This is a genomic window from Propioniciclava soli, assembly GCF_038502305.1.
In the GTDB taxonomy this organism is placed as follows: Bacteria; Actinomycetota; Actinomycetes; order Propionibacteriales; family Propionibacteriaceae; genus Propioniciclava; species Propioniciclava soli.
In genome coordinates this window covers 910504-932956 of the sequence record NZ_CP115965.1, presented here as the reverse complement: position 1 = coordinate 932956, position 22453 = coordinate 910504, and the positions used below count along the sequence as shown (strand labels likewise).

The following is a 22453-nucleotide window of genomic DNA, read 5'->3' as shown; positions in this document are numbered from 1 at the left end:
GCCCGACTCCGGGAACCAGCTCTGGAATTCGTGTCCCCGGACGCCGCCGTGGCTTGCGCTCGCGTCCGCTCGCACTGACTCATTCGAACCGCTCACCGGTCGACACCTCCCATGACGGGGTCGATGGAGCCGACGGCGACGACGACGTCGGAGATCATGCCGCCCTCGCACTGGATCGGCACGGACTGCAGGTGGTTGAACCCTGGATCCCGCATGTGGGCGCGGTGCGGCCGCGTGCCCCCGTCGGAGACGACGTGGCAGCCGAGCTCCCCCTTCGGGGACTCGATCGGCACGTAGGCCTGCCCGGCGGGCACGCGGAACCCCTCGGTCACCAGCTTGAAGTGGTGGATGAGGGCCTCCATCGACTCGCCCATGATGTGGCGGATGTGCTCGTTGCTGTTGCCCTGCCCGTCCGGGCCCACCGCCAGGTCGGCCGGCGAGCCGATCTTGAGGTCGTCCACCATCACGGGCATGCCGACGGACTGCTCCAGCCGCTCCGCGCACTGCCGGACGATCTTGAGCGACTGCCACATCTCATCGAGCCGGACGCGGAAGCGCGCGTAGGCGTCCGCACCGGCCCAGCCGTCCTCGGGCCGCCAGGCGCACACCTCGAAGTCGTAGGTCTCGTACCCGCAGTACGGCTGCGCCTTGCGCAGATCGGCCGGCAGGCCGGTCGCGCGCAGCATCGGGCCGGTGACGCCGAGCGCCATGCAGGCGGTCAGGTCCTGGTGGCCGACGCCCATCATGCGGCCCTGGAAGATCGGGTTCTCGTTGCAGAACAGCGCGTACTCGGGCAGGTGGTCCTCGAGCCACTTGATGAGGTCGCGCAGCTGGGCGAGGCCCGACTCCGGCAGGTCGTTGGCGACGCCCCCGGGGCGGATGTAGGCGTGGTTCATGCGCAGGCCCGTGACGGCCTCGAAGAAGTCCAGGATCATCTCGCGCTCGCGGAAGCCGATCGTCATCACCGTCAGCGCGCCGATCTCCATGCCGCCGGTGCCGACGGCCACGAGGTGGGACGCGATGCGGTTGAGCTCCATCATGAGCACCCGGATCTCGTTGGCGCGCTGCGGGATCTTGTCCTCAATGCCCAGCAGGCGCTCGACGGCGAGGCAGTAGGCCGCCTCGTTGAACAGCGGGGCCACGTAGTCCATGCGCGTCACGAACGTGGAGCCCTGCGCCCAGGTGCGGTACTCCATGTTCTTCTCGATGCCGGTGTGCAGGAAGCCGATGCCGGGTCGGACGCTCAGCACGGTCTCGCCGTCGCACTCCAGGATCAGGCGCAGCACGCCGTGGGTCGACGGGTGCTGCGGGCCCATGTTGATGACGAGCGTCTCGTCGCCACGCTCCGCCTGCTCCTGCGCGATCTCGGCCCAGTCGCCGCCCTGGGACGTGTAGACCGTGCCAGTGGTCGGCTCCTCACCGGGGGCCGCGTAGTAGTCCGTGCTCGCTGCTGTGCTCACTCCACACCTCGCTGCTGGTTTCGCTGGTGCCTCATCGGTAGGTCCTCCGCTGGTCCGGGGGCGGCACGACGGCGCCCTTGTACTCGACCGGGATGCCGCCGAGCGGGTAGTCCTTGCGCTGCGGGTGACCGACCCAGTCGTCGGGCATGAGAATGCGGGTCAGGGACGGGTGGCCGTCGTAGACGATGCCGAACATGTCCCAGGCCTCGCGCTCGTGCCAGTCGGCGGCCGGGTAGAGGCTGCAGACGCTGGGGACGTGCGGGTCGGCGTCCGGGCAGGTGGTCTCCACCCGCAGCCGCCGGTTGTGGGTCCACGACCCCAGGTGGTAGACGCTGTGCAGCTCGGCGCCGGCATCGTTGGGGTAGTGGACGCCCGACACGCTGGCGCAGAGCTCGTAGCGCAGCGCCGCGTCGTTGCGCAGGTGCTCCAGCACCGCCAGGAGCCGCTCGCGGCGCACGTGCACGGTCAACTCGCCGCGGTCGAACACGACGAGGGTGAACGGATCACCCTCCAGCTCCTCCAGGCGCGCGACGACGCGCTCGTGGTCGCCCGGCAGGGGGCGCGGCGAGGCCGTGGGCCGCCACACCTCGCGGACGATCTCGCCGTAGCCGGAGGTGTCGGGCGAGCCGTCGCTCCACATGCCGCGGCGCGTCGCCGGGGCGACGACCGGCTGCTCGCTGGGCTGGGCGTCCTCACGCTCCAGGCCCGCACCGGGCGCCGAGCCGTTGTCGGCAACGGGCTCGTCGACCGTCTTCTCCTCGCCCGGCAGGTTGGCGCCGGGGGTGGGCTGACCGCTCATCGCAGGAGACCCTTCTGCTCGATGGTGGCCGGCGCGACGAGCGCGAGCTCCTCGAGATCCTCCAACACCTTGGCCCGGTGCTTGCCCATCGGGTCGTTGAGCACGATCTGGCGCAACTTGAACATGCCGTCGATCAGCATGTCGGGCCGCGGCGGGCAGCCGGGCACGTAGATGTCCACCGGCACGATGTGGTCGCCGCCCTGCACCACGGCGTAGTTGTTGAACATGCCACCCGAGCTGGCGCAGACCCCCATGGCCATGACCCACTTGGGGTTGGGCATCTGGTCGTACACCTGCCGCAGGACGGGCGCCATCTTCTGGCTCACCCGGCCCGAGATGATCATCAGGTCGGCCTGGCGCGGCGACGCGCGGAACACCTCCTGGCCCCAGCGCCCGGCGTCGAAGCGCGGCGCGCCGTAGGTCATCATCTCGATGGCGCAGCAGGCCAGGCCGAACGTGGCCGGCCAGAACGACGTGCGGCGCATCCAGCCCGCGACGGCCTCGACCGTGGTGGTCAGCACGCCCTCTTCGGGAAGCGCGTCCTCGATACCCATGGTTGTCCGTTTCCTCTCAGGCGCCTTCAGTCCCACTCCATGCCGCCGCGCCGGTACTCGTAGTAGTACGCGATGCAGAGCAGGAGGAGGAAGACGATCATGGTCAGGATCGTGAACATGCTCAGTTGATCGAACGCGACCGCCCATGGGTAGAGGAAGGCGATCTCGATGTCGAACACCAGGAACATCATCGCGGTGATGTAGTACTTGACCGGGAAGCGGCCACCGCCGGCCGCCTTGGGCGTCGGGTCGATGCCGCACTCGTACGGCATGTACTTGCTCTTGTTGTAGCGCTTGGGGCCCACCACGAGGGAGAGCAGGATCATCACGCCGAGCAGGGCTGCCGAGAAGAACAGCACCCCGAGAATCGGAATGTAGGGGCTCATGACAGCGGGTGTCCCTTCCGGTCGACGTTCATGCGGACGGCGCCATTCTCGACAGTGACGTGAGCATCTTGTCCATCCAGTCCCCGTCGTCGGTGTCGTACAGGTGGGCCAGCATCTTCATCGTGAACTTCATCAACGTGGGTCTGGGCAAACCGTATCGCGTGCACAGGGCCATCACCTCGGGACGCTCGATGAGGGAAACAAACACCTGCCCGAGGCGGTAGTAGCCGCCCCACTCGGCCGACAGGCGCGACGCGTAGCCCTCCAGCGCGCGCTCGGCCGCAGGCGTGCCGAAGCCGCGGCTGCGGGCGTCCGCCACGGCGTCGGCCGCCATCTCGGCGGCCTCCATCGCGTAGGGGATCCCCTCGCCGTTGAACGGGCTCACCATGCCGCCGGAATCCCCGACGAGCAGGAGGCCGCGCCCGTAGGCCGGCTTGCGGTTGAAGCTCATGGGCAGCGCCGCGGAGCCCACGCCGCCGATCTGGTTCTCGGGCGTGAAGCCCCACTCCGGCGGGGTGTTGCGGACCCACGTGTTCAGCAGGTCGCGGAAGTTGACCTTCTGGCTGGACGCCGTGCTGCTCACGGTGCCCATGCCCACGTTCACCGTGCCGTCGCCCAGGGCGAACACCCAGCCGTAACCGGGCAACAGGTGGGAGCGGCCGGGCTCGCCGTCCCACAACTGCAGGTGGCTCTCCATCCACGCGTCGTGCGTGCGGGCCTCGCTGCGGTAGTAGGTGCGCACCGCGACGCCCATCGGGCGCTTGCGGTTCTTTTCCAGCCCCATCCCGAGGGCCAGGCGGGAGGAGTTGCCGTCGCAGGCCAGCGTGACCCGCGCGCGGAACGTGCGGCCGTCCTTGGCCCGGACGCCGACGATGCGCTCCCCCGCCAGGATCGGCTCGCTCACCGTCGTGTCCTCGTACAGGTGGGCGCCGGCGTCGGTGGCGAGCCGGGCGAGCAGGTGGTCGAAGTCCGCGCGCGGACGGGTCAGCCCGTAGTTCGGGAACGACTCCAGCTCGGGCCACGGGAAGTGGAAGGGCTCACGCCGCGCGCCGTAGGTGCGCAGGCCGACGTTGTGCTTCCAGCCCGCGGCCTCGCTCACGTCGACGCCGAGGCGGACGAGTTGCTTGGTGGCCCGCGGCGTCAGCCCGTCCCCGCACACCTTGTCGCGGGGGAAGCGTGCCTTCTCGAGCAGGGCCACGTCGAGACCCCGGCGGGCCAGCCACGTGGCCGCGGTCGAGCCGGCGGGGCCGGCACCGACGACGATCACATCGGCCTCGACCGCATCCCCGGAGCGAACCGGTGCGGCGGAGTCCTCCTGCGTCATCGATCCGTCACCCTCCCACGCTCGCCCTGCCATCGGTCCGGGGGTCAGTCTAGGCAGTTGGTCCGACAATCGCCATTTGCCCCTCCGGGCGGCATCGCGGCCTGTCACGCGGCCTTTTTGATCACCTGCGCGTTGGCTATTTCCGACGCGCCGTGGCCCGGCGCTGCCCCGCCGCCGTGGCCCCGGTGGGCCGGGGTCGGGGCGTGCTCCCGGCCGGCCCTCCGCCGGGGCGTGCCGCGGGCCGGGACGCCTTGCCCTTCGCCCGGTTGCGCTCCTCCTCGAGGGCGGCGCGCTGCTCGGCGGCCTCCTCGGTCATCTCCGCGGTGTTGATCCCGGCGGTGAGGAAGCCCGCCACCACGGCCGCCAGCGCCACCGCCCACACGGGCGCCACGTCGAGCAGGAGCGGGGCGGTCACGAGCGCCACCATGTCGAAGCCACGCAGCAGGTTGAAGATCAAGGTGGGCGGCACGGCGCCCGAGCTGGTGGCCAGCATGGGCACCTGGAAGTCGACGGGGCGGGCCGTCTGCCACCGCATGGCCCCCAGCAACCCGGCCGCCGCCGTCGCGAGCGCCGCGAGGGACGCCTCCAGCGGTGCCCGGGCCACCCCGCCGAGGATGCCGGCCATCGAAGGCGTCACCAGCGCGCACCACACGGCCGCGAGCAGGGCAGGCACCACCGAGGTCGCGAGGCGGATCTGGCGGGTGGAGAACGGCAGCGTCCGGGCGAGCCCGCTGGTCCGCGACAGCACGCGCAGGGCGCCGAACAGCGGGATCAGCGCCACCATCAGCGCGATGGCGCCCAGCAGGGGGGAAGCCAGGCCGAGGCCGATGGCGTCCAGGGCGTACGGCACCAGGGCCGCTCCCAGCACGCCGAACAGCGGGCGGGGGAAGCGCGCGAGGCGCTGCACGTCGCGCCACACCAGGGCGAAGACCTCGGTGCCCCGGCCCCGGGTGGGGCGGACGTGCCCGCGGGCGGCCGCCTCGCGCTCGACCAAGATGTCGCGGGCCAGGCCGAAGTCGAGGGCGAACATCGCGCCCTGCATGCTGCTCACCAGCGACCCGCCGCTGGTGAGCCGCGCCCGGGGAATGACGTCCAGCCGGCGGTGGGCCAGCGTTCCGCACCCCAGCGCCAACAGCGCACCGGCACCGGCCAGCACCCAGACCGCCGCGTCCGGCACCGCGAACCGGCCGGCGGCCACCCAGCCCGCCGACACCGCCACCATCGCCGTGAGGGCGACCACGGCGCCGAGCGCCGCGACGGCCCGGACCAGGGCCAGCGGGCGCCGCCGGTCCCCCGACTGCGCGGCGGCGGCCCACGCCATGAGCCCGGCGCAGGACAACCCGGTCGCGGCGGCGAAGGCCGCGACGAGGTGGCCGGGCTCCCCGGCGAGCGCCGCCACGACGGCCTGCAGGGCGGCGGTGAGGAGCCCCGCCAGCACGATCACGCCCCACAACCGGGGCCGCAGCAGGCGGGCGCGTCCGATGGGGGCCTCCATGAGCCAGAACCCCTCGGCCGCCGAGGCGAGCACGGGGCCGAACAGGCGGGCGACGCCCAGGGTGAGGGCGCACAGCGCGAAGTACACCCCCCACGGGATCAGCGTGCGGCCGACCGCGCAGTCGGCCGTGGTGCAGGACGCCGCCGCGTGCTGGCTGCCGACGATCGCGTTCACGATCATGGCGCCCAGCAGCACGATGGTGAAGACGGCGAAGTAGGCATCGGAGAGGACCTGGCCGATCGTCCGCGTGGCCCTGCCGTGGCGCCAGTCCTTCATCAGGCCGTGCAGGGCGGCCTCGTCGACCCACTCGGGCTCGGCGTCGGGCAGAAAGGCAAAGTTCCAGTCCCGGCCCGCGTGGTCGGCGACGGTCTCCTCCGGTTCGGTCGCCACCGGCGCTGCCTCGGCGACGGTGGACGCCGAGCGCTTGCGCTGCTTCTTGCTCACGCGTCGGCCTCCCCCGCGCCCGGCGCCTCCGCGGCCACCCCGGCCGGCTCGGGGCCGACGACGTGGATCCGGCGGGTGGCGACGGCGTCCACCAGGTGCGGCTCGTGGGAGGCCATGATGATCGCCAGGCCGCGCTTGCGCTCCTCGACGAGGCGGTCCGCCAGCCAGGCGACGCCCTCGACGTCGAGGCGCTGCTCGGGCTCGTCCAGCACCAGCAGTCGGCGTGGCCGCACGAACGCGGTCGCGAGGGCGAGGCGTCGGCGCTGGCCGGAGCTCAGCGTGCCGGGCAGCTGGCCGGACTGGGGCACGAGCTGCACCTCGGCGAGCACGGCGTCCACGTGGGCGTCCGGCTCCGGGACGCCATGGGCGCGGGCCATGAGGTCGAGGTGTTCGACGACCGAGAGGTCGGGGAAGAAGTCGAGGTCGTCGATCACGGATGCCATGCCCCGGCGGATCTCCGGGTTCGTCTCGCTCATCCGGATGCCCTCGAACTCGACGCGCCCCGTGTCGGGCTTCTGGGCGCCGATCAGCATGCGCAGGATGGTAGACTTGCCCGCTCCGTTGCGGCCGGTCAACGCGACCGCGTCGCCCGCGTGCACGGTGAGGGAGAAGTCGGACACGATGGGGACCTCACCGAAGGTCTTGCTGATGCCGGACGCGGTGAGGACGACAGAACGGGACGCCATGGCGCCGATTCTCCCCCACCGCCCAACCCCGGTCCGACCCGGCGGGGCGGACGTGAGAAGATCGACGGCGTGGAGAAGTTCGATGCCCGGGCGACCCTGGCCAAGCGGCGCGCCGACGTGGCCGCCATGTTCGACGGGGTCGCGGGCCGCTACGACCTGATGAACGACCTGATGACCGGGGGGTTGCAGCGCCTCTGGCGCACCGCGACGGTGCGCGCGCTGGATCCCCGGCCCGGCCAGGTGATCCTCGACCTGGCGGCGGGCACCGGCACCTCGTCGCGTCCGCTCGCCGACGCCGGCGCCCTGGTCGTGCCCGCCGACCTGTCCTACCGCATGCTCGCCGAGGGCCGCCGGCGCCAGCCCGACCTCGGCTTCGTCAACGCCGACGCGCTGCAGCTGCCCTTCGCCGACGCCACGTTCGACGCCGTCACCATCAGCTACGGGCTGCGGAACGTGGAGGACACCCGCGCCGCCCTCGCCGAGATGCGGCGGGTCACCGCCCCCGGCGGCGTCGTCGTGATCAACGAGTTCTCCTCACCCACCCACCCGGCGTTCCGCACGGTCTACCGGGAGTGGATCGTCCGGGCCCTGCCCGCGCTCTCGGGGGTGTTCTCGTCCAACCCGCGCGCCTACGACTACCTCGCCGAGTCGATCCTCGGCTGGCCGGACCAGCCGGCGTTGGCCGCGCTCATGGCCGAGGCCGGCTGGCGTGACGTGGAGTGGAAAAACCTCTCGGGCGGCATCGTCGCCCTCCACCGGGCGGTGGCGTAGGGAACACCGGCCGTGTCCTTCGTCCTCGACGCCTACGCGGCGCGCAGCTGCCCGCTCAAGACCGTCAACGCGTTCACGCCGTCGCTCGTGGCGCCCAGCATCGCCCGGCCCGACCCGCCGTTCTTCCGCGACGCGGACGCGATCGAGGCCGACGTCGTGGCCCGGCTCCGAGCGGCGGACGTGCGCGTCCTCGACCTGCGCGCCACCCGCACCGCCTCGCGCGAGGAGGCGACCCGCTCATGCCTCGCCGCACTCGAGTCGGGGGCGGACGTGGTGATCGGCGGGCTGCTGCCCGCCGACGAGGCCGCGCACCGCACCGGGCGCCCGTCGCTGCTCGTGCGGGGCGAGGGCGGGTACCACCCGGTGCAGATCAAGTTCCACCGCGTGCTCGAGCGGGCGGACGCCGACGCACCGCCGCTGGTGGTCTCGCGGCTGGCCGCGCCCGGCACACCGCTCGAGCTGCCGGGGCGGCGGTTCCGATGGGGGACGCGGCTCAAGGCGGCCCTGCAGGTCGCGCACCACTGGCGCCTGCTGGAGGCGGCCGGCCTCGCCGCGGACGAGCCGTGGGCGGGTGTCATCGGCATCGACCAGGTGAACACCGAGCCCGAGGGGATGCGGGCCGACGTGGCGCCCGTCATCACGTGGCTCGATCTCGCGGCGCGGTGCGTGCCGCCCAGCACCCGCAACGTGGAGGTGCCCGCCGAGGAACCGTTGATCTCCACCCTGGCCCGCTACGACGACGAGCACGCCTACCGCGTCCGGCTCGCCGAGGCGGCGCTGGCGTCCTCGGGGCAGACCACCCTGCTCACGCCGATCGTCTCCCCGGAGTGCCGCGGTTGCGTGTGGCAGCCCCACTGCCAGGCCCAGTTGGACGCCGACGACGTGTCGCTGCGGATCAACAAGGCCCCGCTGGACGTGCACGAGGTGCGGACGCTGCGCCGCCTCGGCATCACCACCGTGGGCGAACTGGCCACCGCCGACCTGCCGACGCTGCTCGAGGCGTACCTGCCCCGCGTCAGCCACCGCACCGGGGGCGAGGAGCGCCTGCGCCGCGCGCACCGCCGGGCCCAGATGATGGACGCCGGCGTCGAGCTGGAGCGCACGAACGACGAGCCGCTCGACCTGCCGCGCCACGACCTCGAGATCGACATCGACATCGAGACCTCCGCCGACGACCGCGTGTACCTGTGGGGGTTCTGGGTGGACGACACCGCGGCCGGCGCCGGCCCGCGGTACGTGCACTTCAGCACCTTCGAGCCGCTCGACGACACCGGGGAGGCGGCCCTCGCGGCGTCCGCCTGGCGGTGGCTGCAGGAGCTGACCCAGGGTCGGGACGCGGCCGTGTACCACTACTCCGACTACGAGGTGTTGCGCATCGCGCGGCTCGCCGGCCGGGCCCCCGACGCGGCGTTGGGCGCCTGGGTGCGGGAGCTGACGGCGCAGCGCTTCGTGGACCTGTTCGCCGTCGTCCGCGAGCACTACCTCGGGGCGAACGGCCTGGGGCTCAAGGTGGTGGCGTCCGCGGTGACCGGGTTCGCCTGGCGTGACGAGGACCCGGGCGGCCTCAACAGCCAGAGCTGGCACGCCGACGCGGTCGGCCACGAGGACGCCGACGTCCGTGCCCTGGCGCGCGTCCGCGTGTTGGAGTACAACGAGGACGACGTGCGCGCCACCTGGCACCTGCGCCGCTGGCTGCGCGCGCAGGACGGGGCCTGAGGGCGTCCGGCCCTCAGAGGGCGCCGACCAGGCAGCCCAGCAGGACGCCGAGGGCGCCGGCCAGCTCGCCCAGCCCGGTGAGCTTGAGCACGCGGACCAACTCCGGCCCCACCGCTCCGAGGAGCACCAACCGCACCGGGCCGGCGAGCAGCACGACCATGACCAGCCCGAGCAACGCCCACCAGGTGCTCGTCGCCGCCACCTGGACGACCGCGAACACCCCGACGCCCACGAGGGCGACGTACAGCCAGCGCGTCCACCGCTCGCCGAGCCGGACGGCCAGGGTCCGCTTGCCGGCCACGGCGTCCCCGGCGCGGTCGCGCAGGTTGTTGGCCACCAGGATGGCCGCCGCCAGCGCCCCGCAGGCCACACCGCCCCACACCGAGGCGGCGGGCACCTCGCCGAGCTGGACGTAGGTGGTGCCGCACGTGGCCACCAACCCGAAGAAGACGAAGACGAACAACTCGCCCAGCCCGGCGTAGCCGTAGGGGCGGCGTCCGCCGGTGTAGAACCAGGCGGCGAGGATGCACACCGCGCCCACGGCCAGCAGCCACCAAGCGCTGGTGAGGACGACGAGGGCCAGCCCGGCGAGGGCGGCGACGCCGAAGCAGCCGAACGCCGCGGCCTTCACCACGGCCGCCGGGGCCGCGCCGGAGCCGACGAGACGCTGCGGGCCGACGCGGGCGTCGTCGGTGCCGCGGATGCCGTCGGAGTAGTCGTTGGCGAAGTTCACCCCCACCTGCAGCGCGAGGGCCACGACGAGGGCCAGCACCGCGTGCCCCGGACGCCAACCCCCGGCCCACAACGCGACCGCCGATCCCACCACCACGGGGGCGACCGCCGCCGGCAAGGTGCGCAGCCGGGCTCCCTCCAGCCACTGTCCTGCCGTCGCCATGCACCGACCTCCCGCATCCTGCGTCGCTTGTCCGCCGCCCAGTGTCCCACGCCGCGCCTTGGGGGCAGGCCTAGAGTGGGTGCGTGCCGCGCGTCCTGTTGGTTCTCCTCGTCGTGACCGTGACGGTCTACGCGTTGGTGGAGGCCTTCCAGTCCGACGCACGGGCCATCCGCCGGATGCCGCGCTGGCTGTGGGTGGCCGCCATCATCTGCCTCCCGGGTGTCGGTGCGGTCTGCTGGTTCCTGCTCGGACGCCCCGGCCCGGCGCTGCCGGGCGGCGCCCCGGGCCGTCCGCCGATCGCGCCCGACGACGACCCCGACTTCCTGCGCCGCCTCTGACGCCTCGGGCCGGCGCGCGTCACCTGCCCCCCAGCTGGCGTTTGGACCCGAGGAAATGGCGCCATGGCGCCATTTCCCCGGGTCCAAACGCTCAGACCTGGGGTTCCACCGGGGGCACGATGCCGTCCTCGACGGCGCGGCGGAACAGCTCCAGCTTGGACGCCGCGGGCCGGTCGACCTGGGTGTACTTGGCACGGATGCGCTTGAGGTACTCCTTCACCGAGTTCTCGGTGATGTAGAGCGTCCGGCCGATCTCGGGGATCTCCAGGCCGGCCGCGTACAGGCTCAGCACCTCGCGCTCGCGGGGGCCGAGCGCGGCCGCGACGTAGGTGGCGTCGCCCTCGATGGCCGACAGGATCTCCTGGCTGATCACCTGCTGCCCGGAGTGGACGGCGACGATGGCGTCGACCGTCTCGCTGATCGGGTCGGCCTTGCGGCACACGCCGTCCGCACCGCCGGCCAGCGCCCGGCGCAACAACCGAACGTTGTCGGCGATCGAGTACACCAGCACGCGGAAGCCCTCCGCGCGCAGCGTCTCGGCGTTGTCCTTCGGATCGGACCCGTCGCCCAGCTGCAGGTCGAGCAGCACGACGTCGACATCGGCGTAGTCGCCGTCGAGAAACCCCTCGACGGTCTCGGTGCCGCCGACGAACTGGACGCCCCGGGCGCCGGCCAGCGCGTGGCCCATGCCGACGCGGATGGCCTCGTGGTCGTCGATGATGGCCGTCTTGATGGGCTGGCTCGCGGCGGCGGGATCCGCCGGGGGTGTGGCCGGGGTCGAGGGCGTGGGGCGCAGGGGGGATGGGGGGCGCGGGGGGCGCACGGGGGGCGTGGGGGCGGGGGGCGTCATGCCTGGCTCACCGCAATCATTCCTTCGTTGTCGATGCGGGTCATGCGTGACCCGTGGTCGTTGATTTCAACGATGGTAACGGCTTCCTCGTATCCCTCCGGCGCCGTACGCGCCACGATCTTGCCCGAACGCGCGTCGCGCACCACCCCCTCGAGGTGGCGGAGCACCGCCCGCCGGGCCGCGTCGGGGAGCCGGGAGCCGCGGTTGTCGACCAGCGTCACCTGCACGCCGCGCAGGCGGGCCTCCATGATGGCGGCGCTGAGGGCCGGGCCGGTGAGGTTGGCGGCCTTGATGTTGTCGCGCAGCGTGCCCTCCAGGGCGAGGCACGCCTCGCGGTCGTCGGGGCCCAGCACCCCGGCCGGGTCCGCGATCTTGCTCAGCATGGGGTCCACTTGATCCCGCAAGTCGGTCAACCAGACCTCACGGAGCACGAGCTTGCCGAACGACGCGGCGCTGTGCGCCGACGACTCGTCGACGGCACGCTGGGCGACGTCCATGTCGCGCTGCACCTTCACGATCCACAGCGCCAACATTTCAACAATGGCGAGCCAACCGGCGGGGTTGAGCGCGAGGGCGACCTCGTTGAGCGGGTTGCCGCCCGGCATCGCGGCGACCATCACGATCGCTGCCGTCGCCAGCGCCAGCAACCACGCCGCCAGTCGGTGCCCGCCCGCACGCACGAGCACGGTGAGAATGCAAAGGGAGGCCACCCACCAGTCGGCGTGACCGCGGTCCACGCCCACCATCGCCTGGGCGCCGAGCAGGCCGATCGCGATGCCGACGCCGGTCGCCCCCCAGGCCCGCCAGGCGGGCTGGCGCCGCCCGAAACCCGAGATGACGAGCAGGGTGGAGAGGGCGACGAGCCCGACGGTCAGGGCCGTGGCGACGGGCACGGCGCTCGCGAAGATCTCCAGGACGCCGACGGAGACGAACAGCACGATGAAGCCGACGGTGAGGCGTCCGATGGGGCGCACGTCGATGCGCTCGAACATCGGGTGGTCGCGGCCCGCGACGGCCCGGCTCGTGCGCCGTCGCTCGTCCGGGTGACCCGACCACTCGAGGGCGACGCGCGTCCCGTCCCCGGGCACCGACTCGACCCGGGCCGTCCCGCCCACCGACTCCATGCGCGAGACCAGCGAGACCCGGATGCCGAGGCGGCGGCTGCTCACGAGGGCCGGGTCGAAGCCGCGGCCGTCGTCGGCGATCAGCACCGCCACGTCGACGCGTCCCTGCCGGCCGGCCGAGATGCGCACGTCGACGCGGACGCGGGCGGCCTGGGCGTGCTTCTCGGCATTGATGGTCGCCTCCCGGACGGCGCGCGCCAGCGTGCGCACCACCTTGTGGGGCACCAGTGGGGCCATCGGGTCGATGTCGAGGCCGAGGGTCGCCGTCGGGCAGGCACTGCCGACCACGTCCTCCAGCAGACGCCCCACGTTGGCCGGGGGGAAGGCGTCGGCCCCGATGTCCTCGCTCCCCTCCGCGTCCAGGCTCGCGAGCGCGTGGCGGGCCTGGGCCGCCAGCGACGCGTCATGGGTGCCGTCGCCCCGGCCGGCGGAGACCAGCGTCGTCATCACCTCGTCGTGGATCACCCCGTCCAGGCGGGCCCGCTCCCCCACGAGGGCGGTGCGCAGCGCGGCGTCCGCCACCAGCCGGTTGGACGCCGCGACCCAGGCGTCCAGGTCGGCCGCCTGCTTGCGCGCGAACGAGAACAGCAGGAGCAGGCCCAGGGGCTGCAGCGCGACGATCAGCGTGTCCTGGAGCGCGACCAGGGCCGAGACCGCGCCGCCGCTGTTGCTGACGCGCGCGATCAGGTAGGCCGCCGAGCAGAAGAGGTTGTGGACCACCGCCACGGTGTCACCCCACGCGATCGAGATGACCACGGTGGAGACACCGATCACCATCCACAGGAACGGGGCGTCCAGCGCGGTCACGGAGGGGTCGCGCCACGACGACGTCCACGTCCACAGCCCCACCATGACCGACAGGGCGAACACGGTGGCAGGCACGCGGACGCCGCGGCTCGACCAGGCGTAGATCGGCAACAGGATGCTGGAGGCGAAGATCCCGCCACCGATCACGACGAGCCACACGGTGTTGATGTAGGCCAGCTGCGTCGTCGTCGCGAGCACGAGGGCGGCGAGCCCGGTGCCCAGGGCGCACAGCGCCACGGCCCGGTCGATCCACGCGCGATACCCGGTCATGACCACCCGCGACGTGGTGGGAACGGGGGGCGACGACGGCGCCTCCGGGGTCGCGAGCATGCTCATCGGGTCATGCCCCTCCCCTCGCGCTCGGCGATCAGCTGCTCACGTGGTCGTTCGTCATGGCCAGGGCCGGGTCGACCGGCGCCGCGATGAGGCCGCGCTCCCACATGAAGGTGGTCATAGCATCCCATGCCTGCGGGTCCAGCGCCCCCTCGACGAGCCCAGCGTCATCGGTCCACAGGGGAATAGTTGCCTCCAGGGTGGCACGGGCGGCCGCCTCGGCCCCCGGTTCGCCGAGGGTGGGCATGTGCGCGCGCGCCGCCTCGATGGCGGACGCGGGGGCCGACACCGCTTGTGCCACGCCTGCCACCATCCCCGTCGCGACGGCCGTGGCGACCGGCCCGCGGGCGTCCAGCTCGGCCCGGGTGGTGGCCAGGACGATGCTCACGAGGGGCACCTCCCCGCTGGCCGTGAGGGGAACCACCCGGGTGGGAATGCCCGCATTGATGAATTGTACTTGGTCGTTGTTCACAAAGCCGACCACTGCCTCGACCTGCCCCGTGGCCAGCGCCGCCTGCTGGGTGTAGCCGATCTCGACGACGCTGACGTCCGCCTCGGTGAGACCCGACTCGGCGAGCAACGCCTGCAGCCCGAACCACGTCTCCCCCGACCGCGCCGGGACGCCGACGCTGCGGCCGCGCAGGTCGCCGGGCGCGACCACGGGGGACGCGTCGGGCACGATGACCCCGACCGGGTAGCGGCGGTAGTACTGGGCGATGGCGACGGCGTCCACCCCCTGCGCACGCGCCTGGACGAGCTCGTCGCCCCCGGCGATGACGTACTGCTCCTGGCCTGCGGCGAGCGCGGTGAACAGGCCCTCCTGGGCGCCGTGGTGACGCAGCTCGGCCGCGACGCCGGCGTCCGCGAAGAGGCCCTCGGCCTCGGCGACGTAGAAGGGCGCGAACTGGATGTCGGGGATGTAGGTGAGCCCGATCGTCGCCGCGGGGGGCCCCGACGTCGGCGCCGGCGTCCGGGCACAGCCGGACGCGAGGGCCGCGAGCCCGGCGGCACCGGCGAGGCCCGCGCCCAGCGCCGTGCGGCGGGAGAGCATCCGGGCGGGGGCGGGGGCGGGGTGACGGGGAGTGTGCACGGGCGGCTTCCTTCGGTGGGCTGTGAAAGGTGGGCTGTGAAAGGTGGGCTGTCAGCGGGGGGTGGTGAGGTCCGCCATGACGGCGGAGCGGAGCTCGATGGCGCGGATGAGGCCGTAGAGGCCCATGGCGAGGGCGACGAGGAGGGCGATGGTGGCGAACATGCCGGTGGTGTCGAGGGCGTCGCGCTGGGCCGTGAGCAGCTGCCCCAGCCCGCGCCCGCCCATGATCATCTCCCCCATGACCGCGCCGGTCACCGACAGGGTGAACCCGTTGCGCAGGCCGGCCAGCAGGTTGGGCAGCGCCATGGGCAGCTCGATGGAGGCGAGCAGGGCGAGGCTGCCGGCGCCGTCCAGGCGGGCGGCGTCCACCACCGACGCGGGCACGAGCTTGAGCCCCGTGACCGTCGAGACGAGGATCGGGAAGAACACCAGCAACGAACACAGCCACATGACCGGGCCGAGCCCGTAGCCGACCCAGAGCACCAGCAGGGGTGCGAGGGCGATGGCGGGGATGGCCTGGGTGGCCCCCAGGAACGGCGAGACGGCGGCATCCAACAGTCGCGAACGGTGGATGGCGATGCCGAGCGGCAGCGCCACCGCCGCACCGATGACGCAGCCGCCCACCGCCTCGGCGACGGTCGCCGCGAGGTAGGGCCACAGGGTCGGGTTGGTGAGGTCGGCCACCAGGCGGGCCAGGACGGCGTCCGGACTCGGCAGCACGTAGGCGGGCAACCCGCCCCACCGAGCGACGGCGAACCATCCGGCCAGCAGCAAGGCGCCGAACAGCCACGGGGACGCCCCGAGCACCCCCGGGCTCACCTGCCGTCGTCGCACCTGCCCGCACCTTCTCCTCGTCGGCCACGGGGACGCAGACGGGAGGACGGGACGCCACCGCGGCCGCGCACCCAGTGCGCGCACGCGACGGACGCCGCTCGTGCTGCCTCCCATCCGGACTTTCACCGTCGGTACCGGAATTCCACCGGTTCAACCTCGCCGCCGCCTGGGCGCCGCACGAGGGTCGCGGACTGTCACCGCCGGTTCGGACTTGCACCGACCCCGGAGCACGTGTGTGTTCTGCCCTCCAGCGTAGCGCTCTTGGCCGAAGTCCCTCCGCCGCGTCCCGGGTGGGGGCTGAGGTCAGGAATCGTCCTGACCGAGGCCGTCCCCGGAGCCCCACTGCGCGGCCACGGCGTCGCCGAGGGGGGCGTCCACGAGGCGCGCCAACCGCAGCACGCCGGCCCGCGCGGCACCGGGGCGCTGCTGGGTGCCGATGAGGCCGTGCGCGCACCGGACCAACAGCAACAGATCCGCGACGGTGAGGTCGGGCCGCACCAGGCCTGCCGAGCGCGCCCGGGCGAGCGGCCGGACGAGCACGGCGCCCACGCGCTCGTCGCCGTCCCAGTCCTGCTCCACGCGGCCGTGCACCACGGCGTCCACGAGCGCGGCGTTCGCCAACGTCTGCTCGAGCATGCGTGCCACCAGGACGCCGAGGCCGTCGGGGTCGGTGTGGCGCCCGGCCAGGGCCTCGAGCTCGTCGATGTTCTCCCCGAACACCGCCAGCGCCAGGGAAACCCGGCTGCCGAAGTGCCGGTAGAGGACGCCCTGGCCCACCCCGGCCGCGCGCGCGATGGCGCTCAGCGGCACGGCGTAGCCCTCCCGGGCGAACAGCGACCGGGCGGCCTCGACCAGCGCGGCGCGGTTCGCCCCGGCGGCCGCGGGCCCGCGGTTGCGGGGCGGATCGGGCTGGGGCATGCTGGGAGCCTAACGCAACCGGACATCGCTGTCCGGATGGGAGGAGAGGGCGATGCAGACCGAGAAGTCCCGCACCACCGGTCAGGACGCGACCGAGCACAGCTACGACGTGGTCGTCGTCGGATCGGGCGCCGCAGCGTTCGCCGCGGCCGTCACCGCGGCCGACGCCGGCCTGTCGGTGCTGATGTGCGAGTCCACCGACCGGTGGGGCGGCAGCTCCGCGATGTCGGGCGGCGGCCTGTGGCTGCCCAACAACCCGCTGATGCAGCGCGACGGCGCGGGCGACAGCCGCGAGGAGGCCCTCGCCTACCTCGAGGAGACCATCGGGGACGCCGGGCCGGCGACCTCCCGCGCCCGCAAGGAGGCGTTCGTCGACAACATCGGCAGCTTCGTGGACCTCACCGAGCGCCTCGGCATGCGCTACGCCCGCGGCGCCGACTACCCCGACTACTACCCCGAGCTCCCCGGCGGCAAGGTGGGGCGCGCCATCGAGGTGGAGCCGTTCGACATCGGCCAGATCGGCGCGTGGTGGAAGTCCTCGCGCGGCCAGGACGGCGTCCCGGCCCCGGTGAAGACCGACGACTTCTGGCTGCTGCAGCGCGCGTGGTCCACCCCGGGCGGCATGATCCGCGGCGCCCAGGTGGTGGGACGCCTCGTCGCGATGCTCGCACGCCGCCAGCACCAGGTGGGCATGGGCGCGGCGCTGATGAGCTCGTTCCTGCACGTCGCGCAGCGCCTCGGCGTCGAGCTGTGGCTGTCGGCGCCCGTCGAGGTGCTCCTCGTCGAGGACGACCGCGTCGTCGGCGTCCGCACGCGCCACGAGGGGCGCGAGGTCACGGTCCGCGCCACGAAGGGCGTCGTGCTGGGCGGCGGTGGCTTCGACCACAACGAGGCTTGGCGCGAGGAGCACCAGGGCATCGACGGGTCGGCGTCCTCGGGGTCGAAGGGCAACCTGGGCACCGCCATCGAGGCCGCGCAGCAGATCGGCGCTGCGGTGGACCTGATGGAGGACGCCTGGTGGGGCGGCTCCATCCCACCGGTCGGCGACCACGGCCCGGCGTTCCTCGTCAGCGAGCGCTCCGTGCCCCACAGCATCATCGTGGACGCCGCGGGCGACCGGTTCGCCAACGAGTCGGAGAGCTACGTCGACCTCGGCCACCACATGCGCGACCATGCCGAGGAGGTGCCGGGCCGCTACTGGATGGTCACCGACGTCCGACACGCCGTGAAGTACATGCGCAGCTACGCCCTCGACCCCCGGGTCACCACGGCGCGGACGAAGGCCGGCATCCGGCGCATCGCGCCGACCCTGGGCGAGCTGGCCGGCAAGCTGGGCATCGACGCAGCGCGGCTCGAGGCGACCGTCGAGCGGTTCAACGGATTCGCCCGCACCGGCATCGACCAGGACTTCGGCCGCGGCAACTCGGTGTACGACCGTTACTACGGCGACCCGTTGGTGCGGCCCAACAACAACCTCGGCACGATCGAGCGCGGCCCGTTCACGGCTGTCGAGATCGTCGCGGGCGACCTCGGCACCAAGGGTGGCGTCCTGACCGACGAGCACGCCCGCGTCCTGCGGGAGGACGGCTCCGTCATTGAGGGGCTCTACGCGTCGGGCAACTGCTCGGCGTCCGTCATGGGGCACACCTACCCCGGCCCGGGCTCCACGCTCGGCCCGGCGTGTGTGTTCGGCCACATCGCCGCGCGGCACCTCGCCGACGGCACGAAGGAGTGAGTCATGGACGTCCGCGACAAGGTCTTCCTCGTCACCGGCGGCGGCAACGGCATCGGCCGTGAGCTCGTCTGGGCGCTGCTCGCCAAGGGCGCCCGCGTGGCCGCTGTCGACCTCAACGCCGAGGGCCTCGCCCAGACGGCCAGCCGCGCGTTGAGCGTCGACCGGCTCAGCACCCACGAGGTCAACGTGACGGACGCCGACGCGGTCGCCGCGCTGCCCGAGGCGGTGCTCGCCGCGCACGGCCAGGTGGACGGTCTGGTGAACGTGGCCGGCATCATCCAGCGTTTCGTCCGGTTCGGCGACCTCACCAACGCCGACATCGCGAAAGTGATGAACGTCAACTTCTACGGTGTCGTGCACATGGTGCAGGCGTTCCTGCCGCTGCTGGTCGAGCGGCCGGCGGCGTCCCTGGTCAACGTGTCGAGCATGGGCGGCTTCGTCCCGGTGCCCGGCCAGACCATCTATGGTGCGTCCAAGGCAGCGGTGAAGCTCCTCACCGAGGGGCTGCGCGCCGAGCTGCACGGCAGCCGGGTGAAGGTCACCGTGGTGTTCCCCGGCGCGGTGGGCACCAACATCACGGCGAACAGCGGGGTGTCCATCCCGGGGCAGGAACCCTCACCGGAGGGCGAGGCGACGGCCGCGAAGACGACGTCGCCGGCGGACGCCGCGGCCACGATCCTGCGCGGCATCGAGCGCGGCAGCTACCGGGTGTTCATCGGCAACGACGCGCGCGGGCTCGACCTGCTCACCCGCATCGCGCCCGAGCGTGCGGTCGACCTGCTCGCGCAGCAGATGGCGCACCTGCTCAAGGACCGCTGACGCCGGCACCCACCCCAGCGCGGCGGCGGCAGGTCGACGTTTCGGCCTGCCGCGCCCGCGCCGCGTCCGGACGTCCTACGGTGGTGGCACAGACGTCCCCGACGAAAGGCTCACCATGCTCGGACTCCCCGGTGCGGGGCTGCGCGTGGCCCTGTTCGCCACGTGCATCGCCGACACCCTGACGCCGGACACACCGAAGGCCGTCGTGACGGTGCTGGAGCGGCTGGGCTGCGTCGTGGAGTTCCCACCCGGCCAGACGTGCTGCGGGCAGATCATGACGAACACGGGCTACTTCGACGCCGCCGTCGCCTCCGTCCGCAACCACGTCCGCTCGTTCGCCGGGTACGACCACATCGTCGCGCCGTCGGGGTCCTGCGTGGCGTCGGTGCGGGACCAACACGTGATGCTGGCCCGCCGCACCGGCGATGCCCGCCTCGTCGAGCAGGCCGCGCAGACCGCCGCCCGCACCCTCGATTTCACCGAGTTCCTCGTCGACGTGCTGGGGGTGACCGACGTGGGGGCCTACTTTCCGCACCGGGTGACGTACCACCCGAGCTGCCACGGCGCCCGGTTCCTCCGGTTGGGCGACCGGCCGACGCGCCTGCTCCGGGCCGTGGCGGGTCTCGAGCTGGTGCCGCTGCCGGCCGCGGATCAGTGCTGCGGCTTCGGCGGCACGTTCAGCATCAAGATCCCCGACGTCAGCATCGCGATGGCGACCGACAAGGCCCGCCACGTCGTCGAGACGGGCGCGGAGTTCGTGGTGGCCGGGGAGAACTCCTGCCTCATGAACATCGGCGGGGTGCTGCACCGCGACGGCGCGGCCGTCCGGCCGATTCACCTCGCCGAGGTGCTGGCCCACACCCGGGCGGACGCGGCATGAGCCCGAACAGCGCCCCGGCGCAACGGCGGACGCCGGCGCCCCCGCCCGGCACGTGGCTCGGCATGCCGGCGTTCCCGAAGGCCGCCCGGGAGCAGCTGCAGCGCGCCGAGCAGCGCCAGAACCTCGCCCGGGCCACCACGCACATCCGCGGCAAGCGGGCCGAACGCGCCGCCGAGGTGGCCGACTGGGAGGAGCTCCGCACCGCGGCGGCCCAGATCAAGACCCGCGTCGCTCGGCACCTCGACACCTACCTGTTACAGGCCGAGGAGGCGATGACAGCGGCGGGCATCACCGTGCACTGGGCCCGGGACGCCGCGGAGGCCAATCGGATCGTCGGTGAGATCGCCCTCGCCAAGGGCGTCGACGAGGTGGTCAAGATCAAGTCGATGGTCACGCAGGAGATCGATCTCAACGAGCACCTCGAGTCCATCGGCGTGGCCGCGTGGGAAACCGACCTGGCCGAGCTCATCGTCCAGTTGGGCCACGACCGGCCGAGCCACATCCTGGTGCCCGCGATCCACCGCAACCGGCGGGAGGTGCGGGAGATCTTCGCCGAGGAGATGGGCCGCTACGGCACCCCGGCACCGCCCACGATGACCGACGATCCCGAGGAGCTCGCCGAGGCCGCCCGGGCCCACCTGCGCGCGAAGTTCCTGCGGGCCGAGATGGCCGTCTCGGGGGCCAATTTCCTCATCGCCGAGACGGGAACCGTGGTCATCGTCGAGTCCGAGGGCAACGGCCGGATGTGCCTCACCCTGCCCGAGACGCTGGTGAGCGTGATCGGCATCGAGAAGATCCTGCCCACGGTGGCCGATCTCGAGGTGTTCTTGACGCTGTTGCCGCGCTCGTCCACCGGCGAGCGGATGAACCCGTACACCTCGCTGTGGACGGGCGTCACGCCGGGTGACGGGCCGCAGGACCTGCACGTCGTCCTCCTCGACAACGGCCGCACCGACGTGCTGGCCGACCCGCAGGGCCGCGCGGCGCTGCGGTGCATCCGCTGCTCCGCGTGCCTCAACATCTGCCCCGTGTACGAGCGGGTCGGCGGGCACGCGTACGGCTCACCCTACCCCGGCCCCATCGGAGCGATCCTCAACCCCCAGCTGCGCGGTGTCGCGTCCGAGGTCGACCAGGCCCTGCCCTACGCGTCCAGCCTGTGCGGCGCCTGCAACGACGTGTGCCCCGTGCGCATCCCGTTCACCGACATCCTCGTCCACCTGCGCCACAAGGTCGTCGAGCACAAGACCGAGCACCACCCCACCGCCGAGCAGGCGGCCTTCTCGGCGATCGGCTGGGTGATGGCCGACGGCCGGAACCTCGCCAAGGCACAGCTCGCCAGCCGCGCCGGCGGTGCCGTGCTCGGCGACCGATGGCTCGGCAACCGCGTCATCGGACGCCTCCCGCTGCCGATCGCCGGGCGCTGGCTGCGCGCCCGCGACGTCGACGCGCCGCCCGCGCAGACGTTCCGGGCCTGGTGGGCCGCGAGGACGCCCGCCGCTCCGCCCGTCGATGGGAGCGCGGACGCCGCCACGGAGGATCGGGCATGACCACCGCGCGCGCGGAGATCCTGGCCCGCGTCCGCCGGGCCCTCGCCGACGTCGACGAGCCCGACCCGGTGCGCGACGTGCCGGTCGACTGGGAGTACGGCCGGCCGCTGGGCACCGCCGACGTGGTGGCCGATCTGGTGGAGAAGATCGAGGACTACGGCGCGCGCATCGTCCGCGTCCCGGCCGCGGCCGTGCCGGACGCCATCGTCGCCGCCCTCGCCGAGATGGAGGCGAGCAGCGTCGTGCTGCCCCCGGGGCTGGACGGCGCGTGGCGCGCCGCGATCGAGGCCGTCGCCGCCGTCACCGCAGACGAGCCGCCGCTCACGGCGTCCGAACTCAACGCGGTGGACGCCGTCGTGACCGCCGCCGCGGTGGCGATGGCCGATTCGGGCACCATCGCGCTCGACCACGGCCCCGACCAGGGGCGGCGCGCGCTCAGCCTGGTGCCCGATCGGCACGTGTGCGTGGTGCGCGTCGACCAGGTGGTCAGCGCCGTGCCCGAGGGGGTGGCGCGGCTGGCGCCGGCGATCCGCGCCGGGCGGCCGGTCACGTGGATCAGCGGTGGTTCGGCGACCTCGGACATCGAGCTGGCCCGCGTGGAGGGCGTCCACGGCCCCCGGCAGCTCTACGTCGTGCTGGCCGACTGAC

At 72.9% G+C, this 22453-nt stretch carries 21 protein-coding genes and 1 riboswitch; of the genes, 8 read left to right on the top strand and 13 right to left on the bottom strand.

Annotated elements, in window-relative coordinates:
- Positions 1-92 precede the first annotated feature (92 nt).
- The 7 genes from PCC79_RS04225 to PCC79_RS04195 form a co-directional block, all read right to left on the bottom strand.
- Positions 93-1364, bottom strand: a complete 1272-nt coding sequence (locus PCC79_RS04225; protein ID WP_232549967.1) for an NADH-quinone oxidoreductase subunit D — start codon at positions 1362-1364, stop codon at positions 93-95.
- Positions 1365-1491: 127 nt separating this feature from the next.
- Positions 1492-2259: an NADH-quinone oxidoreductase subunit C gene (locus PCC79_RS04220; RefSeq protein WP_269779631.1), complete on the bottom strand. Its 768-nt coding sequence runs from the start codon at positions 2257-2259 to the stop codon at positions 1492-1494.
- Positions 2256-2813 carry an NADH-quinone oxidoreductase subunit B gene (locus tag PCC79_RS04215; RefSeq protein ID WP_232549931.1) on the bottom strand — a complete coding sequence of 186 codons (558 nt, stop codon included), beginning with the start codon at positions 2811-2813 and terminating at the stop codon, positions 2256-2258. The genes PCC79_RS04220 and PCC79_RS04215 overlap by 4 nt, the downstream gene beginning before the upstream one ends.
- Before the next feature lie 26 nt (positions 2814-2839).
- Positions 2840-3199 (bottom strand): NADH-quinone oxidoreductase subunit A, encoded by a 360-nt coding sequence (locus PCC79_RS04210; protein ID WP_269779632.1) that lies wholly within the window; start codon positions 3197-3199, stop codon positions 2840-2842.
- A 28-nt stretch (positions 3200-3227) separates the two neighbouring features.
- A complete protein-coding gene (locus PCC79_RS04205; RefSeq protein ID WP_342373113.1) occupies positions 3228-4523 on the bottom strand; it encodes a geranylgeranyl reductase family protein in 1296 nt (431 codons plus the stop codon).
- Positions 4524-4659: 136 nt separating this feature from the next.
- Complete coding sequence (locus tag PCC79_RS04200) at positions 4660-6462, bottom strand: DUF6297 family protein (protein WP_342373112.1); 1803 nt, start codon at positions 6460-6462, stop codon at positions 4660-4662.
- Entirely contained in the window at positions 6459-7157 is a 699-nt protein-coding gene (locus PCC79_RS04195; protein ID WP_416046585.1) for an ABC transporter ATP-binding protein, read from the bottom strand. The genes PCC79_RS04200 and PCC79_RS04195 overlap by 4 nt, the downstream gene beginning before the upstream one ends.
- 60 nt (positions 7158-7217) lie before the next feature.
- Here PCC79_RS04195 and PCC79_RS04190 point away from each other — a divergent pair, with 60 nt between their 5' ends.
- Positions 7218-7919, top strand: coding sequence for a demethylmenaquinone methyltransferase (locus PCC79_RS04190; RefSeq protein WP_332836206.1), 702 nt, complete (start codon positions 7218-7220; stop codon positions 7917-7919).
- 12 nt (positions 7920-7931) lie between these two features.
- Complete coding sequence (locus PCC79_RS04185; protein WP_232549935.1) at positions 7932-9635, top strand: TM0106 family RecB-like putative nuclease; 1704 nt, start codon at positions 7932-7934, stop codon at positions 9633-9635.
- A 13-nt stretch (positions 9636-9648) separates the two neighbouring features.
- On the opposite strand, the gene PCC79_RS04180 is transcribed toward PCC79_RS04185, so the two are convergent.
- Positions 9649-10530: a 1,4-dihydroxy-2-naphthoate polyprenyltransferase gene (locus PCC79_RS04180; RefSeq protein WP_342373111.1), complete on the bottom strand. Its 882-nt coding sequence runs from the start codon at positions 10528-10530 to the stop codon at positions 9649-9651.
- Positions 10531-10613: 83 nt separating this feature from the next.
- On the opposite strand from PCC79_RS04180, the gene PCC79_RS04175 reads away from it, so the two are divergent.
- Complete coding sequence (locus tag PCC79_RS04175; protein ID WP_232549937.1) at positions 10614-10868, top strand: PLDc N-terminal domain-containing protein; 255 nt, start codon at positions 10614-10616, stop codon at positions 10866-10868.
- A 91-nt stretch (positions 10869-10959) separates the two neighbouring features.
- Here the strand turns inward: PCC79_RS04175 and PCC79_RS04170 are convergent, their stop codons facing one another.
- The 5 genes from PCC79_RS04170 to PCC79_RS04150 form a co-directional block, all read right to left on the bottom strand.
- Positions 10960-11718, bottom strand: coding sequence for a response regulator transcription factor (locus PCC79_RS04170; protein WP_342373110.1), 759 nt, complete (start codon positions 11716-11718; stop codon positions 10960-10962).
- Complete coding sequence (locus tag PCC79_RS04165) at positions 11715-13985, bottom strand: sensor histidine kinase (RefSeq protein WP_232549939.1); 2271 nt, start codon at positions 13983-13985, stop codon at positions 11715-11717. The genes PCC79_RS04170 and PCC79_RS04165 overlap by 4 nt, the downstream gene beginning before the upstream one ends.
- Before the next feature lie 31 nt (positions 13986-14016).
- A complete protein-coding gene (locus PCC79_RS04160; protein ID WP_342373109.1) occupies positions 14017-15072 on the bottom strand; it encodes an ABC transporter substrate-binding protein in 1056 nt (351 codons plus the stop codon).
- 51 nt (positions 15073-15123) lie between these two features.
- Positions 15124-15906: an ABC transporter permease gene (locus PCC79_RS04155; RefSeq protein WP_342373108.1), complete on the bottom strand. Its 783-nt coding sequence runs from the start codon at positions 15904-15906 to the stop codon at positions 15124-15126.
- Positions 15907-16003: 97 nt separating this feature from the next.
- A riboswitch (FMN riboswitch) is annotated at positions 16004-16140 on the bottom strand.
- Between the two features lie 69 nt (positions 16141-16209).
- On the bottom strand, positions 16210-16824 hold the full coding sequence (locus PCC79_RS04150; protein WP_342373107.1) for a helix-turn-helix domain-containing protein: 615 nt from the start codon (positions 16822-16824) through the stop codon (positions 16210-16212).
- Positions 16825-16876: 52 nt separating this feature from the next.
- On the opposite strand from PCC79_RS04150, the gene PCC79_RS04145 reads away from it, so the two are divergent.
- From PCC79_RS04145 to PCC79_RS04125, 5 genes are all read left to right on the top strand, one after another.
- A complete protein-coding gene (locus PCC79_RS04145) occupies positions 16877-18559 on the top strand; it encodes an FAD-binding protein (protein ID WP_342373106.1) in 1683 nt (560 codons plus the stop codon).
- A gap of 3 nt (positions 18560-18562) precedes the next feature.
- Entirely contained in the window at positions 18563-19378 is an 816-nt protein-coding gene (locus tag PCC79_RS04140) for an SDR family NAD(P)-dependent oxidoreductase (protein WP_342373105.1), read from the top strand.
- A gap of 115 nt (positions 19379-19493) precedes the next feature.
- Positions 19494-20258 (top strand): (Fe-S)-binding protein, encoded by a 765-nt coding sequence (locus PCC79_RS04135; protein ID WP_342373104.1) that lies wholly within the window; start codon positions 19494-19496, stop codon positions 20256-20258.
- Positions 20255-21805 (top strand): lactate utilization protein B, encoded by a 1551-nt coding sequence (locus tag PCC79_RS04130; RefSeq protein WP_342373103.1) that lies wholly within the window; start codon positions 20255-20257, stop codon positions 21803-21805. Before PCC79_RS04135 ends, PCC79_RS04130 begins: the two co-directional genes overlap by 4 nt.
- Positions 21802-22452: a LutC/YkgG family protein gene (locus PCC79_RS04125; RefSeq protein ID WP_342373102.1), complete on the top strand. Its 651-nt coding sequence runs from the start codon at positions 21802-21804 to the stop codon at positions 22450-22452. Before PCC79_RS04130 ends, PCC79_RS04125 begins: the two co-directional genes overlap by 4 nt.
- The last annotated feature ends 1 nt before the right edge of the window (position 22453 follow it).

Coding starts and splice junctions, on each gene's coding strand:
- PCC79_RS04220 (WP_269779631.1), bottom strand. CDS start 2,259: ATGAGCGGTCAGCCCACCCCCGGCGCCAACCTGCCGGGCGAGGAGAAG.
- PCC79_RS04125 (WP_342373102.1), top strand. CDS start 21,802: ATGACCACCGCGCGCGCGGAGATCCTGGCCCGCGTCCGCCGGGCCCTC.
- PCC79_RS04150 (WP_342373107.1), bottom strand. CDS start 16,824: ATGCCCCAGCCCGATCCGCCCCGCAACCGCGGGCCCGCGGCCGCCGGG.
- PCC79_RS04135 (WP_342373104.1), top strand. CDS start 19,494: ATGCTCGGACTCCCCGGTGCGGGGCTGCGCGTGGCCCTGTTCGCCACG.
- PCC79_RS04145 (WP_342373106.1), top strand. CDS start 16,877: ATGCAGACCGAGAAGTCCCGCACCACCGGTCAGGACGCGACCGAGCAC.
- PCC79_RS04165 (WP_232549939.1), bottom strand. CDS start 13,985: ATGAGCATGCTCGCGACCCCGGAGGCGCCGTCGTCGCCCCCCGTTCCC.
- PCC79_RS04210 (WP_269779632.1), bottom strand. CDS start 3,199: ATGAGCCCCTACATTCCGATTCTCGGGGTGCTGTTCTTCTCGGCAGCC.
- PCC79_RS04205 (WP_342373113.1), bottom strand. CDS start 4,523: ATGACGCAGGAGGACTCCGCCGCACCGGTTCGCTCCGGGGATGCGGTC.
- PCC79_RS04215 (WP_232549931.1), bottom strand. CDS start 2,813: ATGGGTATCGAGGACGCGCTTCCCGAAGAGGGCGTGCTGACCACCACG.
- PCC79_RS04170 (WP_342373110.1), bottom strand. CDS start 11,718: ATGACGCCCCCCGCCCCCACGCCCCCCGTGCGCCCCCCGCGCCCCCCA.
- PCC79_RS04140 (WP_342373105.1), top strand. CDS start 18,563: ATGGACGTCCGCGACAAGGTCTTCCTCGTCACCGGCGGCGGCAACGGC.
- PCC79_RS04130 (WP_342373103.1), top strand. CDS start 20,255: ATGAGCCCGAACAGCGCCCCGGCGCAACGGCGGACGCCGGCGCCCCCG.
- PCC79_RS04180 (WP_342373111.1), bottom strand. CDS start 10,530: ATGGCGACGGCAGGACAGTGGCTGGAGGGAGCCCGGCTGCGCACCTTG.